Raw genomic sequence first — 20,488 nt, 5'->3', positions numbered from 1 at the left:
CTCCTCAGATGTGGACGGCGACGGGGGCGAACAACCCCGCGTCCATCACGCGTGGGTTCTTGATGATCGGACGGAATCCCATGTGCGGCAGAATGTCCCGATCGATGTCGATGCCGGGTGCGATCTCGGCGAGTTCGAGGCCGTCCCGGGTGAGGACGAAGACGGCGCGTTCGGTGACGTACACCGCCTCACGTCCCTCACGGACGGCGAGAGCGCCGGAGTAGGTGACCTGATCGACGCGGTCGACGAACTTGGGCACCGAGCCTTCGCGCCGGATCACCAGTTCTCCCCCGACGATCGCGACGTCCAGGCCGCGGGCGGTGAACGTTCCGCAGAACACGGCGCGCGGCGAGTTCTGGGAGATATCGATGAACCCGCCCGGTCCGACGATTCCGCCGCCGATCTTGCTGACGTTGACGGCGCCGGTCGAGTCGACCTCGGCCATACCCAGGCAGCTGACGTCGAGCATGCCGCCCGAGAACAGATCGAACTGGGTGGTCGACGAGTGCACGACCTTCGGTCCTCGCGCGGCCCCGAACAGGTCGCCGGAGACGGGGATGCCGTCGATCAGCCCCTGCTCGATGGCAAGCGTGATGTCGTCCAGGCGATCCTGTTCGGCGAGCGCATCCACGACCAGCGCGGACACCCCGAAGCCGACGTTCAGGACGTCGCCGTCCCGGACCTCGGCGGCCGCCCGCCGGGCGATCAGCATGCGGATCGGGTCGTGGTTCGTGGCGCCGAAACCGGAGTTCGCCGCATCGCCGGAGAGTTCCGGATCGAATTCGCCCGCGTACGTCTGCCATTGGGCCGGCGCGTGCACGACGTCGTCCACGAGGACCGCCGGGATGTGCACGAGCCGCGGATCGATCGGCCGGTCCAGCAGGTTCTTCACCTGCACGATGACCCGGCCGCCGCTCGCCTTCGCCGCCTGAGCGACGGCCAGCGCGTCGAGCTGGGCCGCCTCGCCCGAGCACGTGACGTTGCCGGACGGGTCGATGGAATCGCCGCGGACGATGGCCACGTCGACGGGAAACGGCTTGTAGCGCAGGTACTCGCGGCCGTCCAGAGTCAGGAGTTCGACGAGGTCCTCGGTGGCGGACGGCGTGAACTTGCCCCCGCCGTGCCGCGGGTCGACGAACGTGTCGAGACCGGTCGCTGTGATGAGGCCCGGCCGGCGTGCGCCGATCTCCCGCAGCAGCTGACTGATCGCGCCGCCGGGCCACGCGTACGCCTCGATCTCGTCGTTGCGGACGAGGTCGATCATGGTCGGCGACCACGTCCAGTGCCCGCCGACGACCCGCTTGACCATGCCCTTGTGGGCGAGGTGGTTGGTTCCGCGGCTCACCCGGTCGCCGATGCCGAGGGCGTGCACGATCGTGAGTTCCCTCGGCGATCCGGTCGCGAGAAAGCACTCCTCCAGCGCCTTCAGGACGGTGTCCGGTTCGAGGATCCCGCCGCCCGAACCGGTGAGGGCGATCGTCGATCCTGGCGCGATGTCGCTCACGGCTCGGGTCGCGGTGGTCAGTGTCCAGCGCCTCGAGGCGGCACCCGTTCCGGGCTGTGTCATATCCGCTCCTGTAAATGCTTACATTCTGCCAATCGGCCCATGAACGCTATGGACCTCGGTAATTGACACAGTATATTGTGAGCTGCACAACATCAAGAAAACGATTACAGGAGATTTCATGGCCTCGATCCTGCTGCCCGATCGCCACGGTTCGCCCACGACTCTCGCGTTGAACGCACCGGCACGGCTCGGCACCCGGTCCACCCCGCCGACCAGCAGGGCGGTGTACGCGGCCGCGCATGTGGTCGCCGATCCGCTGCGGGCGTCGGCGGAGAATGCCGCGGACCAGATCGACTGGGACGCGACCCTGCAACTACGGCGCGATCTGTGGTCGCTGGGACTCGGAGTGGCCGAGTCGATGGACACCGCCCAGCGCGGCATGGGACTGGATTGGGCCGCGGCGAGGGAACTCGCCGTCCGCACGCTCACCGACGCGAAGTCGGTCGGCGGGAAGGTGGTCGTCGGGGTGGCCACCGATCAACTGAAAACCGACACCCCCTCGCTCGACGAGATCCGCGACGCCTACCTCGAACAGGTCGAGGCGATCGAATCCGCGGGCGGTGAGGTGGTGCTGATGGCGAGCAGGCACCTCGCCCGCGCCGCGACCGGCCCCGAGGACTACCTCGCCGTGTACGACGCGGTGCTGTCGGCGGCCACCCGCCCGGTGGTCCTGCACTGGCTCGGTTCGGTGTTCGATCCCGCCCTCGACGGCTACTGGGGATTCGCGGATCCGGGCGCGGCCATGGACACCGTGCTGCAGATCCTCACCACGCACCACGAGCGCGTGCGCGGCATCAAGGTGTCCCTGCTCGACCCGGCACTCGAGATCGCCCTGCGTGAGCGGATGCCCGCCGAGGTGCGGGTGTTCACCGGCGACGACTACAACTACGTCGGCCTCATCGCCGGCGACGGCACCCACACCAGCGACGCCCTCCTCGGTGCGTTCGCCGCACTCGGCCCGTTCGCGTCCGCCGCATTCGCACGGTTGGACGACGGCGACGAGCAGGGCTTCCGGACCGTCCTGGGCCCCACCGAAACCCTGAGCCGGTTGCTGTTCGCCGCCCCGACGCAGTACTACAAGGTCGGCGTCGCCTGGTTGGCGTACCTGAACGGCAAGCAGGAGCACTTCCGGATGATCGGCGGCTTCGAGACCGGCCGCAGCCTCACCCACCTGGCCGAACTGGTCCGCGCCGCCGACGCGATCGGGCTGTTCACCGATCCCGACTTCACCGCCGCGCGCACCTCGGCGTACTTCGCCGTGCACGGAATCCGCTGACATGGACCTCGCGCACTGCAGTCTCAACTCCGTCACCGTCAAGGGTGCCGGCCTCACCGAGGTCGCCGACCTCGCCGCGCAGTGGGGATTCGGCGGCGTCGGCCTGTGGCGGGACGTCCTCGACGGCGTGGACCTGGTGGACGCGTCGGCCCGGCTCCGGCAGTCGGGTCTGCGCGTCACCAGCGTCTGCCGGGGCGGAATGTTCCCGCAACCGACCGACCGGCTGCGGCGAGAAGCCATGGCCGACAACCGAGTGGCGGTCGATCAGGCGCACGCCCTCGGCGCCGACTGCCTCGTGCTGGTCTGCGGCGCCGCTCACGGCGACCTCGCCGGCGCGCGGCGGCAGGTCCGGGACGGCATCGCCGAACTCGAGCCGTACGCCCGCCAGTCGGGGGTGCGGCTCGCGGTCGAGCCGATGCACCCGATGATGGCGTCGAGTCGTTCGGTGATCACCTCACTCGGCGAGGCCAACGACCTCGTCGAGGCGATCGGATCCGACATCGTCGGGATCGCCCTCGATTCGTATCACGTGTGGTGGGACGCGGCACTGGCGCAGCAGATCACAAGGGCAGGCGAACGCCTGTTCTCGGTGCAGTTGGCCGATTGGGTCACCCCGATCCACGGCGAACTCAGCAGCCGCGGCATGCCCGGCGAGGGGTGCATCGACATGACCGGATTCGTCGCCGACTGCAGGAACGCCGGCTATCGGGGACTTGTCGAGGTCGAGATCCTCAGCGACCGCTGGTGGGCCGCAGACCCGAAGGAGGCGATCCACGCCGCGGCGAACGGCCTCGCCGCCGTCTGAAACCCGGCTCAGCTCGAGGCGGGCCCCGTCGACTCGCGAATGACGACGTCGGCGGGGATCAGCGGCGGAGACGTGGTGGTCTCGTTGTTCAGGGCCGCGCGCATCAGCGACCACGCCTGGTCACCCAGGTCGATCTTCGGGCTGACCACCGTGGTCAGGCGCGGCGCCAGGTGACGTGCCATGTCGATGTCGTCGAAGCCGGTGACCGAAATGTCCTCGGGGACGCGGAGTCCGCGCTCACGCAGTTTCGAGATGACGCCCAGCGCCGTCAGGTCGTTGAAGCAGACGAGAGCGGTCGGCTCGTGCGTGAGTGCTTCTTCCACCACGTCGTAACCACCCTCGATGGTGCCGTCCGACGGCACCGCCGTCGCCTCGATCCCGAGCACCTTCGCCATCTCGATCGCCCGCCACCGTTCGCGGTTCTGCCAGGCCAGATCCGAGCCCTTCACGTAGACGATCCGGCGATGGCCGAGCTTCGCGAGATGCCCGCACAGCTGCATCATGGGAGTGAAGTTGTCGACGGCGACCATGGGGAGATCGACTTCCAGCTCGACCCGGTTGACGAGCAGGACGGGCGTCGACTGCTTGGCGAGTTCCTTCAGGCCACTCGTCGGAATCCTCGACGAGAGCAGCACGAGGCCGTCGACCTGGCCGAGCAGGTCGAGTGCGGTGGCGAGTTCGTCGGCCGCGTCACCGGAGTAGTCGGCGACGAGCATGCGGTATCCGTCGGCGGTGGCGCCGTGGTGCATCTGCTTGACGACGTCGAAGAAGTACGCGTTGGCCAGGTCCGGCAGGATCACGCCCATGTTCCGCAGCGACCCGAGGACGAGTCCGCGGGCGGCGGTGCTGGGCCGGTAGGACAGCTCGTCGGCGACCTTGTGGACCCGGGCCGCGAGATCCGGGGTCACCGACGAGCTGCCGCTCATGACACGGGAGACGGTGGCGATCGAGACCCCGGCCGCCTTCGCTACGGTGTTGATCGTGACGCGACGGCTCGCGGGCACTCGGGTCTGATCAGCCATCGCTGCCTCTACATCTCTCGTCGCCATTGCTACCGTCTACCACCTCGGCGGGTGGAAACGCTTACAGCGTATCGCGAAGACGGCCCCGGATCACGCGGACGCTCACTCCTTGCGCAACAAGGCGCGCGTCCCGAGCAGTTTCCGCGAGGTCAGCAGCACCTTGACGTGCTTGCTGCCGTTCGATTCGAGTTCCTCGACCGCGCGACCGAACTCGTCCAGCGGGAACGTCGCGGTGTGCAGCGGTGACGCGTCCACCTTCCCCGATTCGAGGAGTTCGGCCGCGTCGACGAAGTCCTGCCGGACGTAGTTCCGGCAGGCCACGACGGACAGTTCGCGGGCGTAGAGCGCGCTGTAGTCGAGGGTCAGTTCGTGCCCCGGTTTCGCGGACGCGATTGCCACGTACCGGCCGCCCGGCGCGAGGACCCGCAGCGCCAGCCGAGACGAGTCCTCGGTGCACACCGTGTCGTAGACGAGGTCGACCGAATCCGTCCGGTCCCGGAGCCAGCCCTCGAGCGCGGCCCCCGAGCCGGTCGTGAAGTCGCTCATCCCGCACGCCAGGGCGGGCTGCTCACGTTCGGTGTAGCGATCGACACCGAACACCTGGACGCCCCGACTCCTGGCCACCAGCGTGGTCGCGAGACCGATCGCACCGGTCCCGATGACCAGCGCGGTGTCCCCCTCCGACACGCCGCCGCGCCGGACCACATGAACTCCGACGGCGAGCGGTTCGACGAGCGCCCCGAAACGGTCCAGCACCGAGTCGCTCACGGGCACGCATTGCGTCTCGGGAACGACGAACTCCTCGCTGAAACACCCGCGTGGGTCGGACAGGCCGAACACGCGGATGCTCGGGCAGTTGTTGATCCGGCCGTCTCGGCAGGCGCGGCATCGGCCGCAGCCCGTGGTCGGGTAGACCATCACCGGCTGACCGACCGTGAGACTCGTGCCCGGACCCACCCGCGACACACGTCCCGCGCATTCGTGGCCGAGCACCGTCGGATATGCGGCGACGGCGTTCCGGCCGCGAAGATGAGACAGGTCACCGCCGCAGATCCCGGCCGAGTCGAGTGCGACGAGCACCTCCCCTTCGCCGGGTGCCGCGACGTCACCGTGATCGAGGCGATAGTCGTTCGGACCGTCGACCCGAATACTCAAGACTGACATGCGCTTTCCCTTTCCTCGGAGACAGTGTCATGCGTCTCCCCGGAGACAGTGACCGGCATCGTGCGGGCCGCGGCGGACCGGTAGGCGGCGTCGATCGCCGCTTGCACGGGCAGCCCGGACCGGGCGTCGGACAGCGGTGCCGCACCTGCTGCCCAACTGGTGAAGACGTCGTCGTACAGCGACCGGAACCACGCCGTCATGGACAGCGGGTCCGGGCCGGACGCGTCGACGGACCCGTCGACGACCCGGCGGACCCCGTCGCCGATCTGGTCGAGCGAATCCCCCACCAGCCGCAGTTGTCCCGCGTCGCCGTTGAGGTGAATCGTCTCGGCACCGCCCGGCCACGCGGCCGTGCTCGCCGTCACCGACGCCGCATGCGTGCCGTGGTCGATCAGGAGGTGAATCGTGTCCTCGGCCTCGAGCCGGCCTCGGCTGGTGGAAGCCGCGGCCACGACACTGCGCGCCGGGCCGGCCAGCGACAGGTACAGGTCGAGGGTGTGGATGGCCTGGGTGATCAGCACTCCGCCGCCGTCGCGGTCCCAGGTCCCTCGTCCGGCCTCGGCGTAGTAGGAGTCGGGGCGCCACAGCGGGACGGTGACGGTCGCCGAGCGGAGGGTGCCGATCGCGCCGTCCGACAGTAGTTGCCGGGCGCGACGCGCCGCCTCCTTGTAGCGGTGTTGCAGCGTGACCGCGGCCCGCACACCGGACCGCTCGGCGACGTCGACGATCGCCTGCGCTTCGTGCAACGAGGCCGCCAGCGGTTTGTCGATTACCAGGTTCAGGCCGCGCTCGGCCAGTGCCGACGCGACAGCCAGGTGACTCGACGGCGGTGTGACCACCACCGCCGTGTCGGCGTCCAGGGCTACTGCCGCGTCGAGGCTCGGGAGTATCCGTGCCTCCGGTGCCAGCCGGCGTGCCGCCGCCGCCCTCGTCTCGTCGCGCGTCACCACACCGACCACGTCGGCGCCGACAGCCCGGAGTGCCGTGAGATGCGCGGCGCTCGCGAGTCCGGCGCCGATCACCACGACGCGACGGGTCACGATGCGGCCTCGACGGACGTGCGCGAACCCACGCTCCGGCCGAGGGTCTCGGGAAGCAGTGCGATGCCGATCAGCCCGACCACGCTCAAGCCCATGAGGTAGCTCGCGACGAGCCAGGGCGTTCCGCCGGCGACCGCGACGAGGGCGGTGGCGACCAGCGGGATCGTGCCGCCGACCACGGCGGCCGGGATCTCCCGGGAGATCGCGATGCCGCTCCACCGGATCTTGGTGGGAAACAGTTCGGAGAGCAGCGCACCGCCCGGACCGGACGTCGTGCCCTGCACGAGGCAGATGCCGAGGATCAGTGCCAGTCCGACCATCCACGGCGACCGCGTATCGAGCATCATGAACATCGGGAACGGGAAGATGATGCCGAAGATCGCGCCGGACAACAGGACCGGCTTGCGGCCGACCCTGTCGGCCAGTCGGCCGAATCCGATGATGACGGGGATGGCGCAGAACTCGGCGACGATCAATCCGATCAGCGCCTGGGTGGAATCGACGCCGAGGGTCTTGGTCACGAACGAGAGCGCGAAGACCTGCATGACGTAGGCCCACGGAATCACGAAGCTGAACAGGGCAAGTCCGCACAGGATCTGCCGCCAGTGGTTGCGGACCGCCTCGACCAGCGGCGCGCGGTCCACCTCGCCGTGCTGCGCGGCCTCCTCGAACACGGCGGTCTCGTTCACCTTCAACCGCAGATAGCCGGCGACGAGAACGATGACGGCGCTGGCCAGGAACGGAATACGCCAGCCCCAGGACAGGAACTGGTCGTCGGGCATCAGCGTGAGCAACGCGAAGATCATGGTGGCGCCGCCGGTCCCGACGTAGATCGCGGCCCCCGGATACGCACTGGAGAGAGCGCGCCGGGAGCTGTCCGTGGATTCGGTGACCATCGTGATCGCCCCGGCGAACTCGGCGCCCGCGCCCGCACCCTGGAACAGGCGAAGCACGATGAGGAGGATCGGCGCCCAGATCCCGATCGCGTCCGCGGTGGGCAGCGCACCGATCAGCGTTGTCGAGGCGCCCATGACGAGCAGGGTCATGAGGAGCATCGGCTTGCGACCGAGCCGGTCGCCGAAGTGCGCGAACACCAGCCCACCGATCGGGCGGGCACCGAGCCCGACGGCGAACGTCCCGAAGGCGGCCATCGTGCCGGCCAGGGATCCCGCCCCGGGGAAGTAGAGCGGCCCGAAGACGAGGGCGGCCGCGAGACCGTAGAGCGTGAAGTCGTACCACTCGATCACGGTTCCCGCGGCGCTCGCCTTGATCACCCGGCGGCGCTGCTGCCCTGCCGACCCGTGCGGCACCGCGGTCGACCGCTCGGTGCCGAGTTCGGTCATGCCCATCGAGAACTCCTGACTGTGAAGGGAAACTGCCGGAACCCGACTACTATGACCCACGTCACCGAATTTGTAAACGCTTTCTCGATTACACAGGTGGATTCCAGTTCCCACAGTTCACAGCAAGATGCTCGACGTTTCCCGGCTAGTCCCGGTCAGATACCGCTTTCATTACTGGCAGCAGGACGCGTCCGGCCCCGCGGTCAGGCCGGACCCATGTCTGCCGATCGCCAGTGCTCGGGGCGGAGGTGGATGGCGACCTGTTCGCCGAGTTCGGCCCGGGCGAAATCGAGGTAGGCGTCGACCTTCTCCGGCGCGAGGTAGCGCTCGGTGACCTCCCGCAGCATGTCGTCGGTTCCCGGGACGGTGCGCGTCACCGCGCCCTCGACGGAAACGTATCGGACAGTGGGGTCGACGCGTTCGACCATCATGGTGAATCGCCCGGCCGCCTCGATGAGGCGCGCCTTCTCCGAACCGGCGCCGGTCAGTACCCACAGATCACCCCCCGGGGCGTACTGATACCAGATCGGGACCGTCAGAGGTCCGCGGTTCTCACCAGCGGAGACCGACAGCGCCGCGATGTGCGGCTCGGACAGAAACTGTTCGCGCTCGGACACAGACAATGGCATGACCTCGACGATAGGAGCCCCCACCGACAGACTTCGGCGCCCCGCAGCGGCGCGGCGGACCGATTGAATGGAACCTGGCGGTTCGAAACGGTTAGATGGGACCTGAGGTTCCGGACAGTGCAGCGTCGTACGTCGAAGTGAACGGAGACACAGATGCCAGGCCCAGTCGCGAGATTGGCACCCCAAGCAGTCCTCACTCCGCCCAGCGCTGCCTCGCTGTTCCTGGTGCTCGTCGCCGGGGACTCCGACGAAGACCGCGCGACGGTGTGCGACGTGATCTCCGGGATCGACGGACCGCTCAAAGCGGTGGGATTTCGCGAACTCGCCGGCTCACTGTCGTGCGTGGTCGGTGTCGGTGCGCAGTTCTGGGACCGCGTAAGCGCGTCGTCGAAACCGGCGCACCTGCATCCGTTCGTCCCGCTGTCCGGGCCGGTCCACAGCGCGCCCTCCACGCCGGGTGACGTCCTGTTCCACATCAAGGCCGCCCGCAAAGACCTGTGCTTCGAACTGGGCCGCCAGATCGTCTCCGCGCTGGGCTCCGCCGCCACCGTGGTCGACGAGGTACACGGCTTCCGCTACTTCGACTCCCGCGACCTCCTCGGATTCGTCGACGGCACCGAGAATCCCACCGACGACGACGCCGCCGACGCCGCACTGATCGGCGACGAGGATCCCGACTTCCGTGGCGGAAGTTACGTGATCGTGCAGAAGTACCTGCACGACATGAGCGAGTGGAGCACGCTGAGCACCGAGGAACAGGAACGGGTCATCGGGCGCACCAAGCTCGAGAACGTCGAACTCGACGACGACGTCCAGCCCGGCAATTCGCACGTCACCCTCAACACCATCGTCGACGACGAGGGCGTCGAACACGACATCCTGCGCGACAACATGGCATTCGGCAGCCTCGGCGAGGCCGAGTACGGCACCTACTTCATCGGGTATGCCAAGGATCCCGCCGTCACCGAGCTGATGTTGCGACGCATGTTTCTCGGTGAGCCGCCCGGCAACTACGACCGCATCCTCGACTTCTCCACGGCGGCCACCGGCACGTTGTTCTTCGTGCCGAGTCGGGACGTGCTCGAATCGCTGGGCGACGAGCCGGCCGATGCCGAGTCGGCACCCGAAGACCCGGTCGAGCCCGCCGCGGCCGGCCCGTACGACCTGTCCCTGAACATCGGTGGTCTCAAAGGAGTATCGCAATGAGTGATTCGAGCAATCTGCACCGCAACCTGGCACCCGTGACCGAGGTTGCCTGGCAGCAGATCGGCGAAGAGGCCGCCCGCACGTTCAAGCGGCACGTCGCGGGTCGACGCGTCGTCGACGTCGCGGGACCGTTCGGATACTCCTACTCGGCCCACAACCTCGGCCGGGTCACCCCGATCAAGACGTCGGACAGCAGGATCCGGGCGCAGCAGCGGCAGGTCGACCCGCTCGTCGAACTCCGGTTCCCGTTCACCCTCAGCCGCGCCGAGGTCGACGACGTCGCCCGGGGTTCCCTCGACTCCGATTGGCAGCCCGTCAAGGACGCCGCGAAGGCCGTCGCGTTCGCGGAAGACCAGTCGATCTTCCAGGGATTCGACGAGGCGGGCATCCGCGGACTCGGACCGTCCAGCGACAACCCGGTTCTCAGTCTGCCGGAGGATCCGCTGCTCATCCCCGACGCCGTCGCGTCCGCGCTGTCGGCGCTGCGACTCGCCGGTGTCGAGGGACCGTATTCGGTGGTGCTCGACGCCGATGCGTACACCGCGGTCAGCGAGACCCGCGACGAGGGACACCCCGTGTTCCACCACCTGCGCGACCTGGTCACCGGCGACATCATCTGGGCACCCGCCATCAGCGGCGGGTACGTGCTGTCCACTCGTGGCGGCGACAACCAGCTGACCCTCGGCACGGACCTGTCGATCGGCTACGACAGCCACACCGCCACCGATGTCACGCTCTACCTCGAGGAGACGTTCACGTTCGCCTCGCTCACCGCGGAGGCGGCAGTCGTCCTCGCACGCTGACGCACGCCGGGGTCGTCAGCCGCCGAACAGCAGGTACAGCCCACCGAAGGTGTACGTGACCATCGTGAACAGCAGTGCCAGCTGCCCGGTCAGCTGATGACCCCGCGGCAGGACCCGCACGGATTTGTCATGTGCCGCAATCACTCCGAGGACGTGTCCGGCGAGGACACACAGCACCTTGATCGACGCCGTCGCGGCCGGATGCTCGGACAGCACGTACCAGACGTCGGCGTCGCCGAGCCCCAGCGGGTTCCATCCCCGCCCCATCGGGTCGGCCAGCAGGATCACCGTCGCCTGCCCCTTCTCCACCAGATACGTCAGATAGTGGGCGAAGACGTAGCCGATGATGATCGGGATCAGCGAATGCGACAGCAGCCCCGGGAGAGCGGAGCGCTGCTCCGGCCGTAGTCCGCCCGCGGCCCGCGAGGCCACCCAGAACGACACCCCGACGAAGCCGACGAACACCAGCAGCCCCGCCGTGCGCACGAGAGTGGCGCCGATCGGCGAACCGATCGCGTCCACCAGCCGAGACCACCACGGGAACGCCGAGAAACTGTCGAAGGCCGTGGACCCCAGCAGCGTTGCCATCAGCGCGACCGAGCCGGCTCGGACGGGCATCGATCCCAGGTGGTCCAGCGGATTGCGCAGCACGATCCGGCCGTCGTGCCGATCCCGGCTCAGCGGAGACACGCGCGACGCCAGCGTGCTGTACACCTCGAACGGATCGCCCCGTTCACACCAGCGTTCGCCGCACGCGAAGGCCCCGGCCGTCGTGACCACGACGTAGACCAGCAGCCAGGTGCGCACGGCGGCAACGGAACCCGGGTTGCCGGAGGCGAGCTCGAGCCAGACGAAGGCGAACAGTCCCGCGACCGCGGGCCAGTAGCCCCACGAGTTGCGGTACCGCGCATTGCCTTCGGTCGGCGGGCGCCCGATCGCCGCGCACACCGATCGGTGTACGGTGCGGACCGGGGAGAGCACCCGCCACACCGGGCCGAACGCCAGAGACACCGCGGCCAGTCCCACCCAGAGCAGCACGTAGAACACGCCCGGCAGTGCATTCTCCGACGATGCCGCGGGTCCGAAGAACGCCGCGAGGGCCACCCACACCGCGAGCACCACACCGAACGCCGCCAGCACGTTCCGCGTGATCGGCGCGTCGGCGAACCGCGTCACCCAGCCCGGCAGTCTGCGCCCGGGACTGTCCGGATCCAGTTTCGGGGTGCGCCACGCGAACGCCAGGACCACGAAGGACACGGTGAGCGCCCAACTCGCCCCGATCAGCGCATACGTGAACGGAATCGGAAGGTCGGTGGATCCACCGAGGCCGTGCGCGAGAACAACGGTCATGGACGCACGAGCAGGGTGGCCACCGTCTTACCCGTGTCGTGCAACTCCACCGCCACCTGGCCCGGAACGTCCACGGAGAACTGGGTTTCCTGCGTTCCGGGGTGAATCTCGAACGAATGCTCCGGCACGGCGTGCACGTGCAGTTCGTCGTCGGCGTCGCTCTCGATCCGCAGGGTTACGGTCTCCCCCACCGTGGCCTCGATACGCTCGTTGTTCGGTGTGACCGAGCCGCTGTCGATCACGACGTCGATCACGACACCGTCCTCCGTTGCCGGAGTGTCGTTGTCGCCTCCACAGCCCGACACCAGGGCGACGACGACAGCAGGTACCACGACAACTCCGGCCAACCGCCTGATCACCTAATTCTCCTCGTCTTTCTCACTCGGGCCGTGTTTCGCACTCTCGGCATTCTCGGCGGCTTCCGCCTTGCGGTCCCGGACCGCCAGGTAGATGACCAGGCCGGCCACCAGGAACGCAGGGACGAACGCGGGAATCGCCAGCAGCACCGAGTGATCGGCGAGGAAGACGACGTCCGGGTCGTTCACCGGATTCATGTCACCGTCACGTCCTCGCGGGTGCCGGTGGCTGCCTGCCCCTGCGTGTACTTGCTGATCCGGCCCGCCCCCCAGGCCAGCGCGGTGATCAGCGCAAGTGTGCACACGAGCACGACCAGCGACGCGGCACCGAACAGCCAGGACGGATGATCGAAGTTCCGCTCCCGCTGCAGGATGGTGATCTCCGGGACGAAGTCGCGGGTCGAGGACGCGACGGCGGGGAGTTCCTCGGCGCCGATGCCCGGGTCGCTGGGCAGGTAGATCGGGACGGCCGTCATCGTGCGCCCGTCCTGCACGCGCAGCAACGTCTTCCACGTTCCGTGGACCGGCACCGGTTCGTGAGTCCGGTAGGTGCCGGGCCCGGTGCGCTCGAGTCGGTCGACCGTGAATCCGTTGCCCAAACCGGGGCCACCCTGCCAGGACAGAATGGACACCCAGGCGGGATTGTCGCCGGCGAGATCGGGTGGGTCGATGCGCACCTCCGCGTCGACCATCCGGCCGCCGTCCGGCGCGGCCTCCGTGAGAGCGATTGTCGCCGTGGCGTTGTCCGGGACGGTCGCGACGAGTCCGTTGGCGGTGGCACCGGCGATCACCACGACCGTGGCGACGACGATGGTGCGGCTGATCGCGGGACGCGGAAGCCCCTCGGATCGGAGCACCCGCCCGAGCAGGGCGCCGCACGCCCCGGCCGCGATTCCCACCGGCACGGCCATGGCCAGCGCCTCCGGCCACATGCTGGTGGGCCAGGGGTAGATGTACACGGCGCCGATCCACAGCGACTCGAGCCACAGCCCGACCGTCGCGACGAGGAGTCCGCCGACGGCACCGAAGGCCATCCGATTCTTGATCAGCGGTGTCAGGGCGAGCAGTTCGATCAGCACCGCGGCGCCGAGGCACAGTTCGAACACGTTCGTGGGGGCGCCGAGAACCGGTCCCACCATCAGTGCCGTGATCGCGCGCACGATGCCTGCCACCGCCACGGCCACGATCGCCGCGAAGGGTCCGAGAACGATGCGCGCCGCCACCAGGGTGAACGCGGCCGCGCCCGCGATCATCATCGGTTGCAGGACGAGGCGGAACTGTTCGACGCCGAAGTCGTATTCGATCTGGAAGACGGACAGGCCGATGAGCAGGCCACCGAACGTGCCGCACCGCAGGAACCAGATCAGCCTGCTGTCCTGCTTCGTGTCACCGGGGGTGGCCATCCGGCCCTCGTAGTCCAGGAGCAGGACGCCGATCAGCGACAGTCCCGCACCGCCGATCAGCATCAGGTGCGTCGGCCCCCACAGTGTGACGTCCTGTCCGAAGATACGGTGCCAGACGTCGTCGAGCGGGAACCCGATGAGGGCGTACAGCCCCGCCCCGGCCACCAGGACGCCGCCGACCGGGACGTACCAGGTGCGCGTGATCTTGATCGCCGCCGGACCGGGTTTCTCGTCGCGCGGCAGGATCATCGCCAGCATTCCCGTGATGAACAGCAGGAAGAGTCCGACGAGGATGAAGTAATGCGCGGGGTTCGCGAGCGGCCCGTCGTCGCGGCCTCGCCCGATATGCAGGCTGACGTCCCAGATGAAACCGAAGAACGCTGTCAGGATGGTCCCGACGAACGTCACCAGGGGCAGCGCCACCCACGGGGGCCGGTCGAGCGCGCGTGCCGCCGTGTCGGCGACCGTCTGCAGCCACGTGATCTTGCGTGTGCGGTGCAGGTACGCGATCCACAGCAGACCCACGGTGATGATCGCCGTCGCCACCGAGATTCCGATGATCTGATCGAACGCCGCACCGCCACCCTCTCCGCCCGATTGGGCAAGAATGGGTGAACTCGGAGTAACAGTAACTTGGCTCACGTGGTGATTATGTGCGCCCCGTGCCGAAAACGCCAGACCCTCGACCCGGCACACGGCGGTTCGTAGGCAAATCTATTCACGTCTGCGATCAGACGTAGATATGGCTAGATTCCTCTAGCGAGGCCTGGACCAGCGATAACTGCCACCGCCCGCACGAACAGCCGAGGTACGTGACGACTCCCGTGCTCGTCCGATGCCGAGATACTTCCTGCCAGTCGTGTTCGTGATGTTCGCTCATGCCATCAGCATGATGTAATGGCATTGTGCATCTCAACCCTTACGGCGAGTACGCGGTCACACTCGCCGCCGACCTTGCCAATCACCCACCCGACTCGACCGGCGAACTCGTCGACCGGTGCGTCGATGCCGGCATCGTCGTCGACTTCCCCGTCACCGACGACGACCTCGCCGACGTGCTCGCGATGCTCGACCGGTGGTCGTCGATCGCGGACACCACCAGCGACGAAGCCCGGGCCGAACAGGTCAACCTCATGCTCACGAAGGCATCCGCCTACCCGCGACTGACCAACCACGCCGGCGACGGCTGGCACCTCCACTACCGCGACGACCAGCAGTCGCTGGCGGGCGTGCTCGAGGCGCTCTTCTCGGTCGGCACCGCACTGCACCTCGTCGGCCGCGGCATGCACCGGCTCGGCCGCTGCGCACTCGAGGAGTGCACCGCCATCTACGCCGACACGTCCCGCAACGGCCGTCAGCGGTACTGCTCACCGAAGTGCGCGAACCGGGACGCCGTCCGACGTCACCGGGCGCGCTGACCCCTATCGCTCAGTGCGGGAAGCCATCTCCGGTGAACTCCCGCTTCTCCACGAGCACCAGCCAGTTGCCGGAGTTGTCCCGCTTGACGTCCTCTCGGCCGTGAACGACCGAGAATCCCCTCGAGACTCGCGTCCCGAGGTTCCTGTTTCACCGACAGTTGCCTCCCCACACCCTAGGCGCGGGGCGGTCTCACACCATCTCCGCAGGCTGTCACCGTCAGTCCGACGGCCAAAATGTTCTTCGCCGCGTTCACATCCCGGTCGTGGACGGTGCCGCATCGGCACGCCCACTCCCGCACGGTCAGCGGCATCGTCGACGCGAGCACCCCACACACCGAGCAGGTCTTCGACGAGGGATAGAACCGGTCGATCACCACCACCCGCCGCCCGTACCAGTCGGCCTTGTACTCGAGCATCGACCGGAACTCGGACCAACCCGCATCCGAGATCGCCCGAGACAACGACCGATTCTTGACCATGTTCCGCACACTCAGATCCTCGATGGCGATCACTTGGTTTTCGCGCACCAGCCGAGTGGAAAGTTTGTGCAGATGATCGCGACGCCGATCGGCGATCCGACCAAAAATCTTCGCGACCTTCAGTCGGGCCTTGGCCCGGTTACGGGATCCCTTCTCCTTCCTGGCGAGCACCCGCTGCGCCTTCGCCAACCGCGCACGGTCCCTGCGCTCGTGACGCGGGTTGGTGATCTTTTCCCCCGTCGAGAGCGTGTACAGGCTCGTGATCCCGGCATCGAGTCCGACCACCCGATCGGCCGGTTCGAGTTCGGGAATCGTGTCCTCGACGAGAATCGAGACGTGGTATTGACCGCGTGCATTGCGTGACACCGTCACCTGCGACGGCACTGCCCCCTCCGGGAGCGGCCTCGACCACCGAACATCCAGCGGTTCGGTCTGCTTGGCCAACCGGATCTGCCCGCCGCGGTAGGTGAAGCAGTTCGAGAAGTAGGTCGCCGACTCCTTCGACCGCCCCTTCTTCTTGAATTGCGGGTATCCGGTCTGCTTGCGCCAGAACCTGTCGAACGCACCCTGTAACTGTCGCAGCGACTCCTGCAGCGGCCCCTTCGACGGCTCCGACAACCACGCGGTCTCGGTGTCTCGCTTCCAATCGGTGAGCATCTTCGACGTGTCCGCGTAGGTGACCCGTCGCTGCTCCTGCGACCAGGCACGCGTCCGCTCGGCCAATGCCCGGTTGTAGACATACCGGGTGCATCCGAACGTTCGAGCTAGCTGTTCCGCCTGCACCGCGGTCGGATAGAAGCGGTACTTGTACGCCCGCTTCACCACCCTCCCCGCCATGACCGAAGACACTAGCCACACGGTCCGACAAAACCAGATCGGCTATCCCGGACCTGAAGGACCGGGTATGCGCCGAAAGACTCACGGATTACCGCCTCGATGCCGTAATGCCGTCGGCTGCGTGAACTCGACGACCCTGGCGACCAAATCCCGGTACGTCTCGTGACAGTCGGTGGTGATCAACCCGAATCTGCCCATCGTCCCGCTCTCGAGCGACCGGCGGACCGCGTCTGCCGTGTCGGCGTCGAGGGGGCGGCGCTTCTCCGAAATTGCGGCGGTCACCGGCGGTCGCTCAGCCGTGCATGAACACGTGGCACCCAGGATGCGCGGCGCCCCGTGCTCGGCGAACTTCGCCTGACACACCGACGGCGACGCGCCGACCAGCTGACGGAATTTGGCACCGAACGACCCGAGGCTGGTGTACCCGACGAGGCGGCAGATCTCGGTGACCGTCAGGTTCGCGCTCGCCCGACCGCCGCCATGCCCCCAGTCTGACAGCGGCTACCGACTCGAGGACAGGAACGCCGTCGACCCGGACAGGTCGCCGGGGCGGTGACTGCGCGACTGCACCAGCCCCCGTCGTTCGAGGATCGGCCGGACCCCTTCACCGAAGTTGAAGGCCTCTTCGAGGTGCGGGTAACCGGAGAGGACGAAGTGATCGAGTCCGAGCGCCGCGTACTCGGCGATGCGGTCGGCGACCTCCTCGTGGGAGCCGACCAGCGCGGTGCCGGCGCCGCCGCGGACCAGCCCGACACCGGACCACAGGTTGGGGGCCACCTCGAGGGCGCGTGCTCCGGCGTCCTTCGAGTAGGCGCTCCCACCGCCGTGCAGTTCACGCATGCGGCGCTGGCCTTCCGAACCCGACCGGGCCAGACTCTGCTGCGCCTGCTCGACCGTTGCCGGGTCGAGGGCGGAGAGCAGCCGGTCGGCCTCGGACCACGCCTCCTCGGACGTGTCACGGCTGATCACGTGCAGCCGGATGCCGTAATCGAGCGTGCGGCCCTGAACGTCGGCGAGGTCGCGGATCCAGGCGATCTTCCCGGCGACGGCGCTCGGCGGTTCACCCCAGGTGAGGTAGGTGTCGGCGAACTGGGACGCGACGGTGCCCGCGGCCGGCGACGACCCGCCGAAGAAGATCGGCGGCACCGGGTCGGGGATGCGCTGCAACTGGGCGTTCTCCACCCGGATGTAGTCGCCCGCGTAGTCGACCGGTCCGGTTCCCGCCCACAGCTGACGGATGACGTCGAGGAACTCGCCGCAGCGGGCGTAGCGCTGGTTCTTGTCGAGGTAGTCGCCGTAGGTGCGCTGCTCGTGGTCCTCGCCGCCGGTGACGACGTTGAGCAGCAGCCGCCCCTGCGACTGCCACTGGAACGTGGCCGCCATCTGTGCGGCCAGCGTGGGGCTGAGCAGACCCGGCCGCAGCGCGACCAGGAACTTCAATGTCTCGGTGGTCTCCAGCATCATGGCCGTGGTGAGCCAGGCGTCCTCGCACCACGCGCCGGTCGGCGTCAGAACCGACTCGAAGCCGTTCGACTCCGCCGCCGCGCCGATCTGATTGAGGTACCGCAGCGTGGCGGGACGGTCTCCTGCCATGGAACTCCCGTGACCACCCGCCATCAGGTTGCGGGAATCACCGTAGGTGGGAAGGAACCAGTGGAAATGCAGAGACACGCGCGATCCTCTTGTCGACGACAGATGGGCATCACCATCCAGTTCATCACCGGGCGGGCCGCGGCGCGAGGGTTTCGATCACGCTGATTCGGACCAGTGCGCCGCCGGAGTGAAAGGTCATAGCGTCGCGGCGCTATGACTACGCTGTCCGACGCCCCGTACACATCCTCGACCGAATCCGACCTCGAGCGGCGCAAGCGGCTCCGCACCGTGGTCGCCGCCAGCCTCCTGGGGACGACAGTCGAGTGGTACGACTTCTTCCTCTACGCGACGGCCGCCAGCCTGGTGTTCAACCAGCTGTTCTTTCCCGATCAGAGTTCGTTCGTCGGCACCATGCTGGCATTCGCCACGTTCGCGGTCGGTTTCGTGGTCCGGCCGGCGAACGACGAACTGTACGCGAGCCTGTACCGTTCACGCTGAGTGTCGTTTGTGCACTCGGCATGAGCGGCCGGGTTACCCCGGCCACGTTCACCACTATGTGGCGTTCCCGCAGCGATACCGTCAGCCCGCCGAGCGGCGGGTCTTATGGTTGGTTTCTGTCGGGCGTCTTTTACGTCTCGTCCGCAACTCGCCGAAGACGCACCACCGTCAACAATTGCTGCGAGGGCAGCGAGGTTGAGGGCAGCGTTGTGATCACGATCAGCGCGGAATCCGCACGCATCGCAAGTGAACACCCGAACCTTCAGGGGCAGTTTGGCTTTCACTACCTGACAGTTCGAGCAGGTCTTACTCGACGGATACCAACGATCCGCCACGTGCAGTCCGGTGCCGGTCCACTCGGTCTTGTACATTAGTTGTCGCCGAATCTCGGCGAGCCCCGCATCATTCAGAGCCCGATTCAGCCCGCGTTTGTAGACGCCACCGGAACGGGTCATTCCCGCGATGTTGAGCTCTTCGACGACGACGGTGTCGAAGTCCCGCACTAGTCGAGTGGTGAGTTTGTGCAGGTGATCGCGGCGACTGTCCGCGATACGGGCGTGTACTGTCCGGATCTGTTCCCGGGTGCGCAGCCACCGGCGGGAGGGTTGTTGACCGGTGCGGCGATCCGGGCCGACCCGCAGCGATGCGCGGCGCCCGAGACGACGAAGCCTCTTTGCCCGCTTCCGTGCGTGTTTCGGATTCTCGATCATCTCCCCGGTCGAGAGGACCGCGAGGTGTTTCACCCCCACATCGACTCCGACCACCGAACGGCCCACAGCACGATCACCGACGGCGGCGGCGGTACGAGTGGTGGCGGGTGGAAGTGCCCTGGCGGGGAGGGTCGTTTCGACGGAGAACGACACCTGCCACCGGCCTCGACGATACGACAGGGTCGCCGACCGAATCCGGGCTGTCCCCGCCACGATTTTGCGTGCCAACTTGCGGGTCGATTCGGCAGACCGGACCACCCCGATCCGGGGTAGCTGGATGTGGCGTCGATCCCCGCCGTCAATGACCAACCCGAAACTGCCCGTCGTGAACCGGCAGGAGAGCAACGCCCGTTTGCCCTTGAACCGTGGAAACCCCATCGAGCCTTTACGTTTCCCGGACCGAATATCGGACCAGTTTGACAGGGCGGCAGCGCAGTTCGCGATTCCGGAACTGTAGGCCTCTTTCGAGTTCTCCGGCCACCACACCTTCCCGGTGTCGGTGTTGACGGCGACGTCGTTCTTGACGGTGTTCCAGTGTTTGCGCAGGCTGTACGCTGACCACGACATCGGCCGGGTCAACTCCGCGTCAGGAATCCCGTAGGACCGTTCCGCGGTCCGTTGGTCGAGGTTCGCCTTCACCTGCGACAGTGCCCAGTTGTAGGCGAAACGCTGCGCCCCGCAATGCGACCGCAACGCCTCGACTTGCACAGGGGTGGGATCGAGTACATACACGTACGCCCGGATCACCAATCGAGACGGATCCGGCGCAGCTATGTCGGCACTGCGGTCCGCAGGTGCAGCAGTGGCCATCATGGGCGGTCCGTACCGGCGGTCACGGTAGCGGCGTCACCGCGACGGGAACTGCGCTGCCGGTGCAGGCGCGCACACCGCGACGTCAATATCTCGGTCACCTCCCGCACCACGCCAGCAACCACCCTCGACGGCCAACACCAGTACAGTACGACCTTGTACCGACAAACTTGTACCGA

Annotated in this window: 19 protein-coding genes and 2 pseudogenes; 6 read left to right on the top strand and 15 right to left on the bottom strand. The window is 67.4% G+C overall.

Features of this window, described 5'->3' with window-relative positions; translation table 11 throughout:
- Positions 1–4: 4 nt before the first annotated feature.
- On the bottom strand, positions 5–1,567 hold the full coding sequence (locus tag CJ177_RS14985; protein WP_005251310.1) for an acyl CoA:acetate/3-ketoacid CoA transferase: 1,563 nt from the start codon (positions 1,565–1,567) through the stop codon (positions 5–7).
- A 118-nt stretch (positions 1,568–1,685) separates the two neighbouring features.
- On the opposite strand from CJ177_RS14985, the gene CJ177_RS14980 reads away from it, so the two are divergent.
- Both CJ177_RS14980 and CJ177_RS14975 read left to right on the top strand, forming a co-directional pair.
- Positions 1,686–2,843, top strand: a complete 1,158-nt coding sequence (locus tag CJ177_RS14980; protein WP_095868025.1) for a DUF993 family protein — start codon at positions 1,686–1,688, stop codon at positions 2,841–2,843.
- A gap of 1 nt (position 2,844) precedes the next feature.
- A complete protein-coding gene (locus tag CJ177_RS14975; RefSeq protein WP_095868024.1) occupies positions 2,845–3,648 on the top strand; it encodes a sugar phosphate isomerase/epimerase in 804 nt (267 codons plus the stop codon).
- Between the two features lie 8 nt (positions 3,649–3,656).
- Here CJ177_RS14975 and CJ177_RS14970 read toward each other — a convergent pair whose 3' ends face one another.
- From CJ177_RS14970 to CJ177_RS14950, 5 genes are all read right to left on the bottom strand, one after another.
- Positions 3,657–4,670, bottom strand: coding sequence for a LacI family DNA-binding transcriptional regulator (locus tag CJ177_RS14970; RefSeq protein ID WP_005251307.1), 1,014 nt, complete (start codon positions 4,668–4,670; stop codon positions 3,657–3,659).
- 102 nt (positions 4,671–4,772) lie between these two features.
- Positions 4,773–5,825: an alcohol dehydrogenase catalytic domain-containing protein gene (locus CJ177_RS14965; RefSeq protein ID WP_095868231.1), complete on the bottom strand. Its 1,053-nt coding sequence runs from the start codon at positions 5,823–5,825 to the stop codon at positions 4,773–4,775.
- Positions 5,822–6,874: a Gfo/Idh/MocA family protein gene (locus CJ177_RS14960; RefSeq protein WP_095868023.1), complete on the bottom strand. Its 1,053-nt coding sequence runs from the start codon at positions 6,872–6,874 to the stop codon at positions 5,822–5,824. Before CJ177_RS14960 ends, CJ177_RS14965 begins: the two co-directional genes overlap by 4 nt.
- Entirely contained in the window at positions 6,871–8,223 is a 1,353-nt protein-coding gene (locus tag CJ177_RS14955) for an MFS transporter (protein ID WP_095868022.1), read from the bottom strand. Before CJ177_RS14955 ends, CJ177_RS14960 begins: the two co-directional genes overlap by 4 nt.
- A gap of 197 nt (positions 8,224–8,420) precedes the next feature.
- Positions 8,421–8,846: a pyridoxamine 5'-phosphate oxidase family protein gene (locus CJ177_RS14950; protein WP_005251302.1), complete on the bottom strand. Its 426-nt coding sequence runs from the start codon at positions 8,844–8,846 to the stop codon at positions 8,421–8,423.
- Between the two features lie 153 nt (positions 8,847–8,999).
- Between CJ177_RS14950 and CJ177_RS14945 the strand changes: the two genes are divergently transcribed.
- Both CJ177_RS14945 and CJ177_RS14940 read left to right on the top strand, forming a co-directional pair.
- Positions 9,000–10,052, top strand: a complete 1,053-nt coding sequence (locus tag CJ177_RS14945; RefSeq protein WP_005251301.1) for a Dyp-type peroxidase — start codon at positions 9,000–9,002, stop codon at positions 10,050–10,052.
- Positions 10,049–10,855 (top strand): family 1 encapsulin nanocompartment shell protein, encoded by an 807-nt coding sequence (locus CJ177_RS14940; RefSeq protein WP_005251300.1) that lies wholly within the window; start codon positions 10,049–10,051, stop codon positions 10,853–10,855. Before CJ177_RS14945 ends, CJ177_RS14940 begins: the two co-directional genes overlap by 4 nt.
- A 15-nt stretch (positions 10,856–10,870) precedes the next feature.
- Here CJ177_RS14940 and CJ177_RS14935 read toward each other — a convergent pair whose 3' ends face one another.
- From CJ177_RS14935 to CJ177_RS14920, 4 genes are read right to left on the bottom strand one after another with little or no spacing between them, the layout of a single operon-like run.
- On the bottom strand, positions 10,871–12,205 hold the full coding sequence (locus tag CJ177_RS14935) for a hypothetical protein (RefSeq protein WP_095868021.1): 1,335 nt from the start codon (positions 12,203–12,205) through the stop codon (positions 10,871–10,873).
- Positions 12,202–12,564 carry a hypothetical protein gene (locus CJ177_RS14930; protein ID WP_061698510.1) on the bottom strand — a complete coding sequence of 121 codons (363 nt, stop codon included), beginning with the start codon at positions 12,562–12,564 and terminating at the stop codon, positions 12,202–12,204. The genes CJ177_RS14935 and CJ177_RS14930 overlap by 4 nt, the downstream gene beginning before the upstream one ends.
- Positions 12,565–12,759, bottom strand: coding sequence for a hypothetical protein (locus CJ177_RS14925; protein WP_005251297.1), 195 nt, complete (start codon positions 12,757–12,759; stop codon positions 12,565–12,567).
- A complete protein-coding gene (locus CJ177_RS14920; protein WP_179443225.1) occupies positions 12,756–14,606 on the bottom strand; it encodes a hypothetical protein in 1,851 nt (616 codons plus the stop codon). Before CJ177_RS14920 ends, CJ177_RS14925 begins: the two co-directional genes overlap by 4 nt.
- 263 nt (positions 14,607–14,869) lie before the next feature.
- On the opposite strand from CJ177_RS14920, the gene CJ177_RS14915 reads away from it, so the two are divergent.
- On the top strand, positions 14,870–15,382 hold the full coding sequence (locus CJ177_RS14915) for a CGNR zinc finger domain-containing protein (protein WP_005251293.1): 513 nt from the start codon (positions 14,870–14,872) through the stop codon (positions 15,380–15,382).
- Between the two features lie 173 nt (positions 15,383–15,555).
- On the opposite strand, the gene CJ177_RS14900 is transcribed toward CJ177_RS14915, so the two are convergent.
- The 4 genes and pseudogenes from CJ177_RS14900 to CJ177_RS14885 all read right to left on the bottom strand — a co-directional run bounded on the left by CJ177_RS14900 (position 15,556) and on the right by CJ177_RS14885 (position 18,369).
- Positions 15,556–16,698: an RNA-guided endonuclease TnpB family protein gene (locus CJ177_RS14900; protein WP_037183094.1), complete on the bottom strand. Its 1,143-nt coding sequence runs from the start codon at positions 16,696–16,698 to the stop codon at positions 15,556–15,558.
- An 81-nt stretch (positions 16,699–16,779) separates the two neighbouring features.
- Positions 16,780–16,980: a hypothetical protein gene (locus tag CJ177_RS14895; protein ID WP_050983327.1), complete on the bottom strand. Its 201-nt coding sequence runs from the start codon at positions 16,978–16,980 to the stop codon at positions 16,780–16,782.
- A gap of 10 nt (positions 16,981–16,990) precedes the next feature.
- Positions 16,991–17,163: pseudogene (locus CJ177_RS48330) on the bottom strand (AraC family transcriptional regulator); the annotation flags it as partial.
- 36 nt (positions 17,164–17,199) lie between these two features.
- A complete protein-coding gene (locus CJ177_RS14885; RefSeq protein ID WP_061044074.1) occupies positions 17,200–18,369 on the bottom strand; it encodes an LLM class flavin-dependent oxidoreductase in 1,170 nt (389 codons plus the stop codon).
- Positions 18,370–18,504: 135 nt separating this feature from the next.
- On the opposite strand from CJ177_RS14885, the pseudogene CJ177_RS14880 reads away from it, so the two are divergent.
- Positions 18,505–18,774, top strand: a pseudogene (locus CJ177_RS14880) (MFS transporter); the annotation flags it as partial.
- Here the strand turns inward: CJ177_RS14880 and tnpB are convergent.
- Positions 18,681–20,309, bottom strand: a complete 1,629-nt coding sequence (gene tnpB, locus CJ177_RS14875; RefSeq protein WP_257014581.1) for an IS607 family element RNA-guided endonuclease TnpB — start codon at positions 20,307–20,309, stop codon at positions 18,681–18,683. The pseudogene CJ177_RS14880 and the gene tnpB sit on opposite strands and share 94 nt — an antisense overlap.
- Positions 20,310–20,488: the final 179 nt, after the last annotated feature.

This window comes from Rhodococcus sp. ACPA1, from assembly GCF_002300195.1.
GTDB lineage: Bacteria > Actinomycetota > Actinomycetes > Mycobacteriales > Mycobacteriaceae > Rhodococcus_F > Rhodococcus_F opacus.
Note: the sequence above shows the minus strand (reverse complement) of the source record. Positions and strands in the feature narration are given on the sequence as shown.